Genomic DNA, 15,855 nt, shown 5'->3' on the forward strand with positions numbered 1-15,855 from the left:
GTCTTAAGAGAGGATTTTTTGTTCAACAGGAACACAGCCATAGTAATGACCGGGTACTGCCTGGTAGTCAGTCAGGTTCATCATCACGTACTCAGAGTTCATGTAGCCCCTTACAGTTAGTTCTTTCACTAGTTTATAAAATTCATTCTCACTCGCCTCATCAGACTGTTGCATGCCTTGCAGCAGTCCGATGCGCTGGTCAGTGGTACATGCTTCGAAGGCTTTCCCGTGCTTTTTCTTTGACTTTACTTTAAGGGCTTCTAGTCCTTTCACAAGATTTAACTGCGCTTCCTTCTCATAGCAATCAGCCACCATTTTCTGGACGAAGAGGTGCACATTCAGGTCCTTGGCGCCGGGAGTGTCGGTGGCAGGGATGATAGTATCCACCACATGTGCTAAAAGCCCTTCCTGGTCTGATGAGAGGTAAGGCTGCAATTCCTGTGCCGCCGCTTCTTTGCTGCTCAGATCGCACCCTGGCAGTAGCACCAGGCCCGTAACAGCCAGGGCCATATTCCTAATTACTACTCGTCTGTTCATGCGGGTTAAAAATTTGTATACTATTTGTATTTTAAATTTTAAAAGGGCAGCTATAGTATAGGCCCCGGAATTTTAGAAGCTGCACATGGCTGTCTTGGCGAAAGCACCAATCAGGCAATAGAACTTTCAACCGGAGTATGGCCAAAAAAGGCCATAATTCAATAATACTCAGTTGCTAATATTGATATGATGGCACGAAAAGCACCTTTCATCAGAAGCACTCTGTCACGTATTCATGAAGGACTACACCATCCTGAAAAGTTCCTTTTGCATTTGGAGACATATTACTAAATTTTTAGAATGCTGCCAAACATGATATGGGGTACACAGGCAGCGGCATCCAGCAGAGAGGTATAACAGAAGGCGACAGAACAGTAGGTTAGAGCTGCACCCTTTATTTGCTATAGTACAAGGATTTGAGTGGAACGCATTTTGTACTTGCAAGGGCAGTTAATCCAGGCAAGGCAGGATTATCTAAAAGAATGAGCAAGTCAATCTGCATTATCTGCAGCCAGTAGGTCCACCTGCAAGAGCTAAATAAGAAACACTTTGAAAATTTTCTAATAAAAGTGAATGAGCCAGATCACCAAAGCACATGATTCTTTGTTAGGTTATATAATATAGTTGAATAATGTTCATCTGGAGAGTTTCAGGCATAATTCTTTACTATTTCTATAACACAGGATATTGACTTATATCAATATTAATATTACCCGGCCAAAATATTTTCCTAAAAAAACCGTAGTATTTAATATATACATTATGTAATATTGTAACATATCTATACAAACCTTCAGATTACAAGAATTATCAGGTAAATCATCAGGAAATATTACTACTAGAAATTGCTGTAAAAATAGCGACTGGACAGCTATTGCCCTTTAAGAAAGGAAATTAAGATACAAAGCAGCAGTATATACGAAAAAGCAAAAAGCATCATGTTTTTGCACAGGAATACTATTGCCTAAAAAGCACGGACTTTTTTCACAACCTAACAGAGTGTCTTCACCCTTAACCCGACAATACATTATGAAAACTTTTTACATTTCTAATCCATCCCTCTTACGGGCAAAATCTGCCACGGTTGCACTCCAAAGGATTTGCTGCAGAATTCAGAAAGGAACAATACTTTTGGTGTTGGGCATGCTGCTGCTTAGCTTGAATGGGTTTGGACAAACGATCCACTCTATAAAAAGTGGGGACTGGAATGATCAATCGACTTGGGTTGTTCCCTCTAATGGCAACAGCAGCACCGCCGCAAATCGAATTCCTAATGCAAATGATATTGTTACAATCAAGCAAGGCCACACGGTTACTGTTAACACTCAAGAGAGTACATGCCATACACTTACCATAGAAGCAGGTAAAACAGGCAATAGCCCTACTGGTGGCCGAATTTATGTAGGAAGTACTGGAGCAGGAAAACTAACTTTGATTGACTTAAAATTTGAGATTGCGAACGGAACTCCTAAACAGAGAGCCGCTTTGCAGTTAGGTGCAAGCGGTCATTTAGCTGTTTCAGGTGCAATATCCAAAATCAGCAGTGTTGGTCAAAATCAAGATGTTACCTCCCTTGACCATTCAAAAATTTTATATAATATTAGCTCCACTAGTACTATTGAATATAATGGTACAAACCAATCCATATTTAATTTCTATGCAATAGCAGGTAATACTGATACTGAATCCGAAGCCTCAAACAGGTACGGTAATCTGATTTTGAGTAAACCTGCTAATTCTACCGGACCAGTCACTAAGACTCCTACGACAAAAGTTGATGGTACAACGGGACTTGCCATCAGGGGTGATTTAACAGTAAGCTCTGGAGTTACTTTTGATGCACTAGCGTTGAATCATACTATTTTGAAAAACCTTTTGAATGCTGGAACTATAGAAGCAAGAACAAGCACCATCAATATCAGTGAAAACTTTACGAATAATATCAGCACTGTAACTGGCATATTCAACAAAGGTACAGGCTCTGTAAACTACAATGGAGCAAATCAAAATGCTGCTGGGGTAGCCTATCATAATTTACAATTTTCAGGTTCGGGCACCAAAACTGCTACAGGCGGTCTTTCTGTGGCAAGTAACTTAGATATTATACCAGGAATTACTTTCAATGCAGGTAGTGGTACACATACAATTGCTGCCAATCTAACTAACACAGGCACTATCAATGCGGGTACCAGTACTATAAAGGTAGGAGGCTTATTCTCGAACCCAACTGGTGCTACCTTCAACAAAGATACTGGCACTATAGAATATAACGGAAATGCTCAAAGCATAACACCTCTTTACTATTATAACCTTGTACTAACTCGTTCTTCAGGAACGACTGATGCTATTAAAACTGCTGGTGGTGCTATCTTTGTTTCTAATCAATTCACATTGAACACAGGGGCAAGCTTTGCCCACAACGGCAGTACATTTTTTTATGATGGCCTCGTAAATCAAAACATCACTCCAGTTACATACAATAATTTAACGCTAGCCGGCTCAGGAACTAAGTCTGCAATAGCAGCTCTTACGCTAGCGGGAAGCCTGCAAACTGTTCCTGGTGTAACATTTGGGGCAACCGGCAACTATACTCACACAATAGCACTCGATGTATTGAATAACGGAACCATAAATTCTGCTGCCATAACCTCTGCAAACACATTGAAGGTAGGTAGAGATGTAACTAACAATGGCTTTTTTTATGCAAAAGATGTTGAGCATACCGTTTCGCGTAATTGGACAAATGATGGCACCTTTGAAGCTGGCTCATCCACAATATTGCTTAATGGAACTAGCAAAACTATAACCTCTACAGGAACAGGAGCCTTCAATAACTTAACTGTTTCAAACGGCACATCATCCATGACAACAGATTTAACTGTTAATGGAGCATTGAGAGTAGAAAACACCATATTGGAAACAGGTGCCAAAACCATGATATTAGGCCCCTCCGCTAACTTGCTATCTGCAGAAACAGCAACAGCGCATATCAGAGGAAATTTACAAACGACAAGAAATCTTGCAGAAGGCGGTACTGAATTGTTTGGAAGAATAGGCATGAGAATAACAAATAGTTCTTCTTCTATAAATAATTTTACCGTAAAACGAGTGACAGGAACAGCTTTTGAAAATAGTAGTGTACAACGCCACTATAATGTAACTTCTCCGAATGCTCAGGCAACAGATAAGTTTACAGCCTCCGTGGAGTTGGCATTTCCTGACTTCAATTTAACGGAACCAGTTGAAACAGCCTATGAAGTTTACAGAAAGAACCTGAACAGTACTTATGAACTCTTGCCAAAAACTGAAACAGCAGATTCTTATTACAATTATAAACTTGCTGATGCAGAGAGGAAATATGGAGTGTATACTTTGGTTAACCGTAATACTCCCCTTCCTGTTGAGCTTACCTGGTTTAAGGCACAGCGCCAGGCACAGGGCGTGCTGCTGACCTGGGAAACAGCTTCCGAGAAAGAAAACAAAGGCTTTGAGGTGCAGACTTCTACAGATGGGAAAAACTTCAGCAAAATTGCCTTTGTTGAGAGCAAAGTAGTAAATTCTTCTGTGACGCAGCGTTACAGCTACACAGATAAATCTGCCACTTCTGTGGGCATACGTTATTATCGATTGGCACAGGTAGACTTAGATGGGACCACGACTTTTTCTAATCTCAAAGCAGTTGACATGCTTACTAAAGTTGTAGCCGCAGCAGCTTACCCTAACCCGTTCGCAGAAGGTCAGGAAGTATCAGTTCGTTTGCCTCAAGGAGGTGAAAAACGACTTATTAATGTAGTACTAATCAATATGTTAGGCCAGGTTGTAGATGCGCAGCAGGTACAAATGCAGGATGGTGAGACTGAATTATCAGTAAGTACGGCTAAAGCAAATGCAAAAGCTGTCTACCTGCTCAACGTCATTGACAATGGAACTATGCATACTTTCAAACTGATAAAGAAATAACCTAAACAAACGCATACAACCAGGCAAGAGGGCAGCACGAAAGTGTTGCCCTCTTGCTTTAAATAGAGAAGTATAAGCCAATTGCTGTAAAGCTTATTAAAGGTACTATTCCTCAAAACTCCCGTATCTTAAAAAGTTGGCAACAGGTATGTTAACTGATGGAGACAAGAGACAAGTACTATAGTGTAAATGGCATCCGGCTGCATGTTGTGGAGGCTGGTGATCCGGAGGGTGAGGTTCTACTTTTCCTGCACGGTTTCCCGGAGTTCTGGTACGGCTGGCGCAAGCAAATTCCTTTTTTCGTGGCCAAGGGTTATCGCGTCGTAGTGCCTGATCAACGGGGGTACAACCTCAGCAGTAAGCCCCCGGACGTAAAAGCATACACCCTCTCCCATCTAACGGCCGACATCGCTGCCCTGATACAGCAGGTGATTGCCCGCAAAGTATACCTGGTGGGGCATGACTGGGGCGGGGCGGTTGCCTGGACTATGGCACAATATTATCCTGGTCTGCTGGAAAAACTCATTATCCTGAATATGCCGCACCTCAAAGTGATGCACCATGAACTTCGAACGAACCCGACGCAGTTCCTGAGAAGTTGGTATGCCGGATTTTTTCAAATCCCTGTTTTGCCAGAGGCTTTCAGCAGGGTGTTTAACTTTAAAGTACTGGAGAGAAGTGTGACTTTATCGGCAAAAGCAGGCGCGTTTTCAGAGGCAGAGATAGCACGCTACAAGGCAGCCTGGCAGCAGCCGCAGGCGTTAACAGCTATGATTAACTGGTACCGCGCCTACAAGTATAACAAGCTGGATGTAACCCGTGAAGTAACCGTGCCTACCCTCTTGATTTGGGGCATGAAGGACACATTTCTGAATCACACCATGGCACAACCTAGTATAGAGAAATGCACCGATGGCCAATTGAAATTCATGTATGATGCTACGCACTGGCTACACCACGAAAAGCCGGATGAGGTAAACCGCCTTATACTTGACTTTATATCATAAGAGCGGTAAACAAACTTTCATACTTTATACGCTGCTGCCCATTTGTTAACAAAGCTGCTTTACTGAATTCTTGTGCGGTTGCTATCAGAATATTTGCAATTATGCCAAAGCCACCTTTAGGGTCATGCCCTCTTCCGGTCATACACCCAACGCGACAAGCACAGATTCATCGAACGCTTTTCCTGGAAAGCAGGAGGATCTAAAGCACCGCAACAACCTTTTGTAGTAGATGATGCAGTGCCTTAGCCCTGAGACCTGAGGTATTCTGATAACCTGCCTTCATCAGTACACAGCATACCGGGCCGGAGATACGGACATCAGTTTAAATCCGGTGCTTATAGATAAACCTTAATAATGAGCAGCTTTATGAAGGCATTCTTTTAGCTTCGGGTAGAGTTCATCGAACAGCGAAAAACTTTGCATGTACCGCGCATGCAGCTTTGGGTTCGGCAAAAAGGTTTGTTTCACCCTCACCATATTGGCGGCTTCTTCAAGGCTGGTGATAAGGCCCAGGGCATGCATACCCATAATAGCCGCACCCAAGGCTGAACCTTCATGGGTATCGGTGATGTGAACCTCTTTATTGAAAATATCAGCCAGCATCTGTACCCACAGGCTGGATCGGGAGAAGCCGCCATTTGCATAGATAACTTTGATTGGCCCTGTCGTTTGCTCCAGTGCCTTGCCAACACTATACACGTTGTACATGACACCCTCCATAAGCGCACGCAGGAAATGCTCGCGGGTATGGTTATAGTGCACGCCGAAAAAGCAGGCCCGTGCAGCAGGATCCCAGATGGGGGCACGCTCGCCCAACAGGTACGGCAGGAAAATCAGTCCGTCGGCACCGGGTGGCACAGCAGCGGCTTTCTCATTCAACTGATCATAAATTTCTTTGTCTTTCTGCTTGGCAAGGGCTGCTTCCAATGAATAAAAGTTGTCGCGGAACCAGCGGAGCACCACTCCTCCGTTGTTTACTGCTCCGCCCAGCACAAAGCGCTCAGGAGTAAGTATGTAACTGAAAATGCGTTCCTGTATATCGGTGGCCGGTTCGTTTGCCATCACCCGTACTGCACCACTGGTACCAATCGTGACAACGGCATCTCCGGGCAATACGGCATTGGACCCTAAATTAGCCAGGCAGCCATCGCTTGCCCCAATCACGAACGGAACGGAAGCAGGTAGGTTGAGTAGCGCGGCATAGGCCGGATTCATATTGCGGAAGGTATGTGTAGGCGGTACAGGATCAGAGAGTTTGTCTTTGGTGATCCCGGCTAACTCCAAGGCATCTATGTGCCATTCGAATTTAAAGATATTGAACAGCCCTGTGGCGGAAGCGATGGAAAAGTCAATTTTATACTCCCCGAATAACCTGAAGAACACATACTCTTTTATGCCAATGAACTTAGCTGTGTTTTTAAAGAGTTCCGGCTCGTGGTCTCGCAGCCAACGCAGCTTTGGCAGCGGCGACATGGGGTGCAGCGGTGTTCCGGTGTGCAGGTAAATGTCGTGGCCAATAACGCTCTCCTTCAGGTTGGTTGCATATACCCTGCTTCGGGTATCTGCCCATATAATGCAGTTAGTGAGTGGAATGCCCTGCGCATCCACCGCAATAAGGCTGTGCATGGCACTGCTGAAACATACGCCCGCCATTTCTACCCCACTTGTTACAAGTGCTGCCACAACTGCGCGGAGGGTATCCAGTACTGCTTTGAAAACCACTTCCGGGTCCTGCTCTGCATAATCAGGCCTTGTGCTGATAATGGGATACTCGATTGCTTCACGAAACAGCATATTGCCGTTCACATCAAAAGCTACTGCTTTGGTACTGGTGGTACCTATGTCCATTCCAATAAAGGCCTGTTGCTTCATTTCTTTACTTTGGTTCAACTAAAGGTACGTGATATGCCCCGCAAGAAGTTATGTTCCAGTTCAGGCTCCGGGTTTCATTCCAGTTTAAGGACTAGCTCGCTTAAAGTATGTCTCATTAAAGAGGCCGCTGAGCACGCTTAAAAACAGAAAGCCCCTGGTTAAAAAAACTGGGGCTTTCTGAAGAAGTATGACTACTGTGTACTACACCACAACGGATGTATCTTCCTCTATCTCCTGCTGGCTTGCCTGATAGCGTACATTTCGCTTACTAATCGATAGTATAACCAGCCCCCCCAGCGCACAGGCAGACATTACACTTACCATAGGCATGGCTGTGCTGTTGTGAAAGACACTCACGGCAGCAGTCACCACGCCGGCCATCGCCATTCGAAAGCTTCCCATTAAAGCAGATGCACTGCCGGCATGCTTAGAGAACGGAGCCAGGGAAAGCGCTGTGGCATTGGGGTTGGTCAGCCCCTGCCCTGTCAGGAAAACGAACATCAACAGGATAAGGCTGTACATCCCAAACCACCCGTACCAGGTACCTACAACCAGCAAGGCACCAGTAGCTGTCTGGTAAAATAAGGTGAAGTTAATGATTTGCTGGCTCTTGTATCTCTTCAGCAGAATATGGTTCAGCTGCGTGGACCCAATCATAGCAAAAGCCAGAAAGGCGAATATCCATCCGTACATCTGCTCACTTACGTGGTACATGTTCATGAAAACATCAGCAGAACCCGCGATGTAGGCAAACGGAGCAGAGGTAGCTATACCTCCTACAAGTGCATATACTAAAAACTGGGGTTGTTTTAGCACCGTGTAAAAGTTGGTCAGCACCGGCTTTGGCCGTAGCGACATAGTTGTATCCGGCTGTTTCCCCTCTGGCAAAGCAAAATGAATGCTTCCTAAAATAAGCGCCGTGATAATGGCAAGTATAATAAAGACATAGTGCCATCCGAAAGCTGCTGTTACATAACCGCCTACTGTGGGCGCTATCATCGGAGACACTGCGATAACAAGCGTAATCAGTGAAAACGCCTGTGCCGTTTTGTTTACAGGGAACAAGTCCCGTACTAGTGCCTGGGCTGCCACCATACCGGCACACCCTCCTAACGCCTGCAAAAAGCGCATCGCAATCAAAGACTCCACCGAATCTGTAAAAGCGCAACCCAGGGATGCCAGCAAATAAATGGCAAGGCCGAGATAGAGGGGCTTCTTCCTGCCAAACCGGTCGAGAAGCGGACCATACAGCAGCTGACCTGCCGAGATGCCTACCAAGTAACTGGTTAAGGACAACTGAATCTGGGCAATGGAGGTGTTTAAATCTTTAGCAATAGCCGGAAATCCGGGCAGGTACATATCGATTGAAAACGGGCTTATGGTTGCCAAAGCCCCTAGTATTAATATTATTATAAAATACTCTTTACGTGTCATGAATCATTCAAACTTCAAAGTTATAACATTCATAAACAAAAGCTGCTATTTAAAGTTTTATGAAAGCCACAATTATTTTGATTAACCTCTTCTTATGCCGTAAGAAAAGTATTAAGCCACATGCTTTTTGCCAGAGGCACAACATTGTTAGCGGTGGTTATCAGAAATGTTGTGTAGCTGCTTCTCTCCTGTTGGCTTTTTTTATTCATTAAAGGATTTATAGGCAGGCTCAAGATTCTTCGGAAACTCAGTTTATACTAAAACAGTATTCATGCTGCGCGTATGAGAGAGGCGTACAATCTGTTTATTATTTAGTTAGCTACGGTATGGCAAAGCTGCAACGCTATAATTCAAACAAAGCCAGTAGTGTATATCTTCAGTCGCGGCTTAACTGCTCTCATGCTGCTGTGTCAGCGTTTAAATAAGGAGCACCAGTTGCGGCACTGCTTTAAGGCAAATATGGGAACACCTCACCAAGTACAACTCCTGTTATATTGACTTTTATAACATAAATTTGCTGAACAGGAAAGCCTTGCAGGAAACCATACAAGGCTATAGTCAGGGTGATGTAAACTGTCTACTTTTGGGCAATAAAGCAGAAAAGGATTATTCTCCGCCTGCGGTTTCAAGCGTTCCTTCTTCATCTTTCGATCTAGAGAAGGCTACAAATTTGTCCTTCAAACGCGACACATTCTCTTCATTAATAATTTCATCTTCCTCACTTAATAAAATAAGCTCTTCCTGAAGGCTTAAGTCAGTTATAAACATTCTGTCGAGGTAGAGCCCCTTAGAGTAGAACCTGCAATAAAAGAGACCTTCATTGATTGGAGTCAACGCTATGAAATCGCAGGCATATAACTTTTCGTAAAAACAATCTAATTCATTCATTTAGAGCACCATATAATTGTAATACAGCACGTGCATAACTTTCTCCTCAACTGTTTAAGGATATCAACCACTGTCTGTGTATAGATTCTTAACTCAAATATACTACACAACACAGTAGATAGTTATTAATACTTATGAATCTACGTATTTATACTCTATAAAAGTGCAAGATAGATGGCTTTGTGTTTTCCTGTAACGTGAAAAAATTCGCTTTCAATGTGCTGCAAAGCATAATTTATTTGAAATATAGAAGCAGCAATTGCAGTGACTGTTTTTTAAAATATTTTTGGGCGAAGTAATCTACCGCAGGCAGTTTCTTAAATAAGGGAGTTTACTTCAGCCCAGCCAAAACAGAGCGCCTGAGGCCATTTCTACACGTATGATTGTTTTATGGATTTAAAAGGAGAAAAGAACCTTGCTCTACTGCTGCTGCACATGCAACCTGAACTAAACGAAGGAGAATATGTATTCTGTACTGTTCACGACACGAGTACCTTAGTGTTTGCTGATGTACTTTTCAACTTTAAAGAAAAAGAAGGCCTGACCGTAGTTTTACCCAAAAAAGCAGCGGACACCGCAGGGGTGCTCTATACCTATGTCTCTTCCTGGATTACACTGAAAGTACACTCCTCACTGGAAGCCGTAGGGTTAACAGCTGCTTTCTCTAAGGCACTTGCAGAAGCCGGTATCAGCTGCAATGTGGTGGCAGCCTACTATCATGACCATATTTTTGTGCCAGCCAAAGATGCCGCTAAAGCGATGCAGGTACTAGAAGACCTATCATCGCAAGTCAGGTCAATTTGAAAGCAAAGCAGTTAACTTATTTCAGCTACAGGTAAGCACATGCAGGACCCATTCAGGAACAAACCAACAGACACAGCTGTAACGGCTATTGCCAGGACCATAGAAATCAACATCATGCAGGTACTCCAAGAGGAGGATGTGCCTAAGCCGTTGGCTCCTGAAAACTACTACCTGATGTAACATAAAGAAGCCGCCTTTTTAGCTTTATAAAAAGGCGGCTTCTTTATGTTACATCCAATGAAAACGTTGGGCTTACGCTAAAATATTCTTTTGTGGCTATTCCGCAATAAAAGGGAAATTTAGTTTTTACTGATAACAAGGTTAGTCAGCGCCATCAGTATAATGGGATGCTTTTTCCTCATTTTCTCCAGCATAAATTCCATTATAAAATAGTCGCTTATGTCACTGTCTATTCCATCGCAGAGCAGTGAATATTTAAACCTGATCACACCAATGTAGCAAGCATCATCATGATCAATCAAGTAGTTGCAAATGCTGTAATATAATTCCTGAGACTCTTTCTCCCCCAGTTCAATGTTTAATACATCTTCTACAGCCTTTTTGGCACTGTTCTTCAACATAACTGAATGCGTAATTAAATTAGCATACTAGAAAATACGTGTTTAACCTGCATTGTTTACGTGTTTTTCCAAATAATTTGCCTGTTTACGCTGTCGGCACGTCATCTTTACACTTTATTACATTCTGGGGTACCGAAAGCTACTTTTAATGTGGATAATATGTGTACAAACAGAAGGAAAGGATTTGCTAAAAAGAGCCTGCATTATAACAACATCTTGTTTTTTAGCAAGATATAAGCAAAAGAGCCCAAACCACGCTTTCACCGTCGTGTAAAATTTGTCCACATTCACAAATCATACATATCGGTTACCTATATTTGTATACATATACGCCCTTACACAACCAGGTAACATGCAGCAGTTAGATATAAAAACAGGTATACACAGAGGTGAAATAATCAAAGACGCCATTAAAGCGAGCGGTGTGGCAGTAGGTGTGGTCGCAGAAAAGCTTGGCATTAGCCGCAAAACCCTTTACAACAAGTTCAAAGAATCAAGTATACCGTACAGCTTTATACTCAAGTTAGGTGAGGTGATACACCATGACTTCTCTTTGGAGTTTCCGCATCTGGGTAAAACTGTAAAAAAAGAGGTTCCAAAGCCACAGGCACCTGCCAGCAATAACCTGCTGCTGCAGTTCGATGGAGCTCCCCAGGAGCCTTACAAGCCGAATAACATGAAAGAATGTGAGCAGGAACTTGTAACCCTGCAGCGCAAATACATTGCTTTGCTGGAGAACTTCAACGAACTGCTGATCAAAACTTCGCAAGGCAAGTAATTCTACAGTTTGTGCGCTGAAGAGGTAGCTGCCATTTTAACAACCAGAGTGAGTAGAATTACACAGTGCTCCGGAGGGATGAAGCAGATACTGATGTTGCGGAAATGGCATCACCTCCCCTATCATTAGGTGAAGTCCAGAATCGGGCTTCTTTTAAAGAAGCTGGATTCTACAATACAGCACTATGTCAAAAATGCCTATTTATTATCGTTGGTTGTGTTCCTGTCCATGTCCCTTTGCATGATCTCAAGGTTGCCCGTCATGAAAGTAGCCACGGCCTGTTCTCCGGCATACAGCGTGAGCACATCACCGGCAATACGGTAAGAGTCCACTCGTCCGAGCACCTCCAGCATTTTATTCTCCATCAGCATGCTGGCGCATGCCATTCGGGTGGTGCTTATGTCTGATAGCTGCAGGCGCTGCTCTGTTAAAGTATAATGGCCATTCAACCTGTTACAGCCTGTGAACCCACTGAAATCATTCTCCTTTTCCTCGAAACGAATGTAAGCTGTGCGTGTGTCTTTCGGCGCCTGCACGTCCTGCCCCTCCAGCGACACCAACAACCAGTAAGCATCTTGAATAATTTCTGTTTCAGTTGTAAGAGTACTTTTCTTTAGGGTACAGGAGTTACATAGAAAAAGCAGCAGGAGTGCCACCTGAAGTATCGCGATAAGTTTGTTCATTTCTATATGGTTTAAAAGTGGTTATTCCAGGTTTTACAGCTTGTGCACGTATTTATGCAAGGCTCTGTCTAAAGTATAGAACAACAAAAAGCCCACACGGAGCGGGCTTTTTGCTTTCCTTGAATTCAACATTCGTTATCCACGAACTTCGCCTCCATTTTCACTATAATTTGTAGCGGCTGAGCTGGCACGGTAGTCCGGGCCTGACCTGCCGTGACGGTTGTGACGGCTGCTTACACGGTCTCCATCACTGTCGGACTGCTGATCGCTGAGGTAAGAACGATTTGACGCGTAAAGTCCGGTAGCATAGTTGTCGTCACGGTCGCTACCTGAGTTTTGGATGCGGCCACTGTAGCGGAAGTCGTCATCGTCTAAGTATCGGTCATTATCGCGGCTATAGGCATTATCTCTACTTCGGTCAGTACCACGGAAATCGTTGTCTGAGCGGTCATACTTAAAGTCCGAACGGTCATAGTAGGAATCTTCTGTGCCCATGTTATAGCCGCTGTTTCTGTCCCGGTTATAGGTTCTGCCTTCGTCAGTGCCAAACTCACCATAGCGTCTTCCGCTGCCGCTATACTGGTAGCTGTTGTCACCACGAGAGTATCCGCCGTCTCTTCCCTGGTCTCTGCCGCTGTCGTTAATGTTGTTCCGGGTATTGTTCGTATACCTGTCGTTGTTATCGCGCCAGCCTGTGCCTCTGGTACGCTCATAGCCACCGTTTCTGTCATAGTCCATATGCGGGTTCGGGTCGCCGTAGCGGTACTGCTCACTGTCATTGTCCTGTGTTCCACGATAGCTGCTGGAACCGTAACCTCCTACAGGTCCTGCACCATAGGTGTTGCTGCCAGTGCTGCGCACATTACGGTACTCGGCGTCTTCATCGCGCATACCATAATAATTGCCGCCGCTGCTGTAGCGGTCTCTGTAGTTTTCAAACTGCTCGTCGTTTTTTCGATTTCCCTGGTTTCTGTTACGGTTATTGTTGCGGTAGTCTCGGTTATAATATTGATCGTCTCTTTCCATAGTTATAGTTCGTTTAAATTTTGGTTCTAATATTACCTATATAAACGAACCTGAGCCGCCAACGTTATTTTCTGCCTCTAAAATGCCTCTTAAAGTGATGCTGGAAGTATACTCTCTCCAGTTAAAGCCGCAGTTATACAGGGAATTTTCCTTTGGCGACATCTTCTATCACAGCCAGCGCTGGCAATGCCTGCTCGGCCACTGTCAACAATGAACACAGCCGAACTCTTAGCCAGGCTAATGTTGCTTTCTTTCAAGAATTAACTAACTCTGAACACTAAGTACAGACCTCCACCTCAGGCACCATTTCAAATACCAAGGTTTCATAGTGCCCGCCGCTGCACAATTCCTCTGCAACGCTCGTATACTTTAGAAGAACCTCTTATAAATTATCTAGATAGTTCATAGATAAAATCTATAACCAAATCAGCCTTATATAAAGTATAAGCATAAAAGGCTTCATGTCTCTCATCAAACCAGTAAATCAATATTATGAAAGAAAACAGCGAAAACGGTAAGAACAACCATAATGAAAACGGCGGAATGAATTCCGGCAATGGGCAGAATGGCCAGCAAGGCAACAGGCTCACCACCCGCCAAGGCCATCCGGTTACAGACAACCAGAACATCCGGACTGTCGGCAACCGTGGACCTGCCACCATGGAGAACTATCATTTTATTGAAAAAATATCGCATTTTGATAGAGAGCGTATTCCGGAACGTGTGGTACATGCCAGAGGAGCAGGTGCACATGGCGTTTTCAAAGCTTATGGTAAAGTAGGAGATCAACCTATAGCAAAATATACACGTGCAAAACTGTTTCAGGAAGAAGGAAAAGAAACTCCTGTGTTTGTTCGCTTCTCTACTGTTGGACACCCGTCCGGATCCCCTGAAACGCTGCGTGACCCCCGAGGCTTTGCCGTTAAGTTTTATACCGAAGACGGTAACTGGGACCTGGTAGGTAACAACCTCAAGATTTTCTTTATCCGGGATGCCATGAAGTTTCCTGACCTGATTCATTCCCAGAAGCCAGACCCTATCACAAATATACAGAGCGCAGGACGCATTTTTGACTTTTTCTCCGGTACTCCGGAGGCAACCCATATGGTTACGTTCCTCTATTCGCCCTGGGGTATTCCGGCTAACTATCGCCAGATGCAGGGCTCTGGAGTAAATACCTATAAGTGGGTGAACAAAGACGGTGAAGCCGTGCTGGTAAAGTACCATTGGGAGCCACTAAAGCAGGGTATCCGTAACCTGACAGGCAAAGAAGCACAGGAAATTCAAGCAAAAAACTTCAACCACGCCACGCAGGATTTGTATGAGGCTATTGAGCGCGGCGACTTCCCTGAATGGGAGTTGAACGTGCAAATAATGAGCGATGATGAGCATCCGGAACTGGATTTCGATCCGTTAGATGACACCAAGCTATGGCCACAAGACCAGTTCCCCTTCATGCCGGTGGGGAAAATGACCCTTAACAGAAACCCGGAAGACTACTTCAACGAGGTAGAGCAATCAGCTTTTGGTACCGGGGTATTGGTAGACGGTCTGGATTTCTCAGATGACAAGATGTTACAGGGACGCACCTTCTCCTATTCCGATACACAGCGTTACCGGGTTGGAGCCAATTACTTACAACTGCCGATCAACGCGCCTAAAAACCAGGTTGCAACAAACCAGCGCGGCGGACAAATGTCTTACAAAACAGATTTCGCCCAAGGCCAGAACAAGCACGTAAATTATGAACCATCTATTTTAGGTGGTTTAACAGAGGCTCCGAAACCAGGCAAAGATTATATGCCGCGTTACGAGGCCAACCTGATGCGACAGGCTATTGACCGCAAAAACCAGTTCAAGCAGGCAGGCGAAACCTACCGCAACTTCGAGGATTGGGAGCGTGATGAGTTAGTCATGAACCTGTCGAACGACTTGGCTTCCTGTGATAAGCGCATACAGGACAAGATGCTGGAGTATTTCACTCAGGCCGATGAAGATTATGGCCGTCGTGTAAGAGAAGGCATCCAAATGGCGACAGAGAAGATGATGAAGATGAAAGAGAAGATAGAAGGCACTGACGGGCCGGAGGGCAATACCTCTGGTAAGGAAGCAGTGAAACAGGCTCAGGAGAAATCACATCCCGCCAAACCTTACTAATCTTTAACATAAGAAGAACATACTAAAAGAAAGGCTGCAAAATTTTGCGGCCTTTCTTTTTACCTGCACCCTGTTAATGGTGGCGGCTGATGTTCTAACTCTGAACGTCGAGAATATTGGGCAGTTCA

General features: G+C 44.3%; 13 protein-coding genes. 6 read left to right on the forward strand and 7 right to left on the reverse strand.

Translation table 11 applies throughout. The annotated features are described in order from the left end of the window. Window positions 1-3: 3 nt before the first annotated feature. A complete protein-coding gene (locus ACFS7Z_RS14970) occupies window positions 4-537 on the reverse strand; it encodes a gluconate 2-dehydrogenase subunit 3 family protein (protein WP_377485990.1) in 534 nt (177 codons plus the stop codon). A gap of 1,029 nt (window positions 538-1,566) precedes the next feature. Between ACFS7Z_RS14970 and ACFS7Z_RS14975 the strand changes: the two genes are divergently transcribed. Together ACFS7Z_RS14975 and ACFS7Z_RS14980 are read left to right on the forward strand one after the other, a co-directional pair. After that, the gene (locus ACFS7Z_RS14975) at window positions 1,567-4,497 is read left to right on the forward strand and encodes a T9SS type A sorting domain-containing protein (RefSeq protein ID WP_377485992.1); all 2,931 of its coding nucleotides are present in this window, start codon (window positions 1,567-1,569) and stop codon (window positions 4,495-4,497) included. A gap of 158 nt (window positions 4,498-4,655) precedes the next feature. Next, window positions 4,656-5,504 carry an alpha/beta fold hydrolase gene (locus ACFS7Z_RS14980; RefSeq protein WP_377485994.1) on the forward strand — a complete coding sequence of 283 codons (849 nt, stop codon included), beginning with the start codon at window positions 4,656-4,658 and terminating at the stop codon, window positions 5,502-5,504. Window positions 5,505-5,852: 348 nt separating this feature from the next. Here ACFS7Z_RS14980 and ACFS7Z_RS14985 read toward each other — a convergent pair whose 3' ends face one another. From ACFS7Z_RS14985 to ACFS7Z_RS14995, 3 genes are all read right to left on the reverse strand, one after another. After that, window positions 5,853-7,376, reverse strand: a complete 1,524-nt coding sequence (locus ACFS7Z_RS14985; RefSeq protein ID WP_377485996.1) for a gluconokinase — start codon at window positions 7,374-7,376, stop codon at window positions 5,853-5,855. A gap of 201 nt (window positions 7,377-7,577) precedes the next feature. After that, on the reverse strand, window positions 7,578-8,810 hold the full coding sequence (locus ACFS7Z_RS14990; RefSeq protein ID WP_377485998.1) for a multidrug effflux MFS transporter: 1,233 nt from the start codon (window positions 8,808-8,810) through the stop codon (window positions 7,578-7,580). 606 nt (window positions 8,811-9,416) lie between these two features. Beyond that, entirely contained in the window at window positions 9,417-9,698 is a 282-nt protein-coding gene (locus ACFS7Z_RS14995) for a hypothetical protein (protein WP_377486000.1), read from the reverse strand. 390 nt (window positions 9,699-10,088) lie between these two features. Between ACFS7Z_RS14995 and ACFS7Z_RS15000 the strand changes: the two genes are divergently transcribed. Both ACFS7Z_RS15000 and ACFS7Z_RS15005 read left to right on the forward strand, forming a co-directional pair. Then, on the forward strand, window positions 10,089-10,502 hold the full coding sequence (locus ACFS7Z_RS15000; RefSeq protein ID WP_377486002.1) for an ACT domain-containing protein: 414 nt from the start codon (window positions 10,089-10,091) through the stop codon (window positions 10,500-10,502). Window positions 10,503-10,541: 39 nt separating this feature from the next. Further along, the gene (locus ACFS7Z_RS15005) at window positions 10,542-10,682 is read left to right on the forward strand and encodes a hypothetical protein (RefSeq protein WP_377486004.1); all 141 of its coding nucleotides are present in this window, start codon (window positions 10,542-10,544) and stop codon (window positions 10,680-10,682) included. A 119-nt stretch (window positions 10,683-10,801) separates the two neighbouring features. Here ACFS7Z_RS15005 and ACFS7Z_RS15010 read toward each other — a convergent pair whose 3' ends face one another. After that, window positions 10,802-11,083 carry a hypothetical protein gene (locus ACFS7Z_RS15010; RefSeq protein ID WP_377486006.1) on the reverse strand — a complete coding sequence of 94 codons (282 nt, stop codon included), beginning with the start codon at window positions 11,081-11,083 and terminating at the stop codon, window positions 10,802-10,804. Between the two features lie 352 nt (window positions 11,084-11,435). Here ACFS7Z_RS15010 and ACFS7Z_RS15015 point away from each other — a divergent pair, with 352 nt between their 5' ends. Next, the gene (locus ACFS7Z_RS15015; protein ID WP_377486008.1) at window positions 11,436-11,861 is read left to right on the forward strand and encodes a helix-turn-helix domain-containing protein; all 426 of its coding nucleotides are present in this window, start codon (window positions 11,436-11,438) and stop codon (window positions 11,859-11,861) included. 197 nt (window positions 11,862-12,058) lie between these two features. Here ACFS7Z_RS15015 and ACFS7Z_RS15020 read toward each other — a convergent pair whose 3' ends face one another. Beyond that, window positions 12,059-12,544 (reverse strand): META domain-containing protein, encoded by a 486-nt coding sequence (locus ACFS7Z_RS15020; RefSeq protein ID WP_377486010.1) that lies wholly within the window; start codon window positions 12,542-12,544, stop codon window positions 12,059-12,061. A gap of 135 nt (window positions 12,545-12,679) precedes the next feature. Further along, window positions 12,680-13,570, reverse strand: coding sequence for a hypothetical protein (locus ACFS7Z_RS15025; RefSeq protein WP_377486012.1), 891 nt, complete (start codon window positions 13,568-13,570; stop codon window positions 12,680-12,682). A 543-nt stretch (window positions 13,571-14,113) separates the two neighbouring features. Between ACFS7Z_RS15025 and ACFS7Z_RS15030 the strand changes: the two genes are divergently transcribed. Continuing rightward, window positions 14,114-15,727 (forward strand): catalase, encoded by a 1,614-nt coding sequence (locus ACFS7Z_RS15030; RefSeq protein WP_377486391.1) that lies wholly within the window; start codon window positions 14,114-14,116, stop codon window positions 15,725-15,727. Window positions 15,728-15,855: the final 128 nt, after the last annotated feature.

Origin of the sequence: Pontibacter toksunensis, assembly GCF_042686245.1 — a bacterium.
GTDB classification, from domain to species: domain Bacteria; phylum Bacteroidota; class Bacteroidia; order Cytophagales; family Hymenobacteraceae; genus Pontibacter; species Pontibacter toksunensis.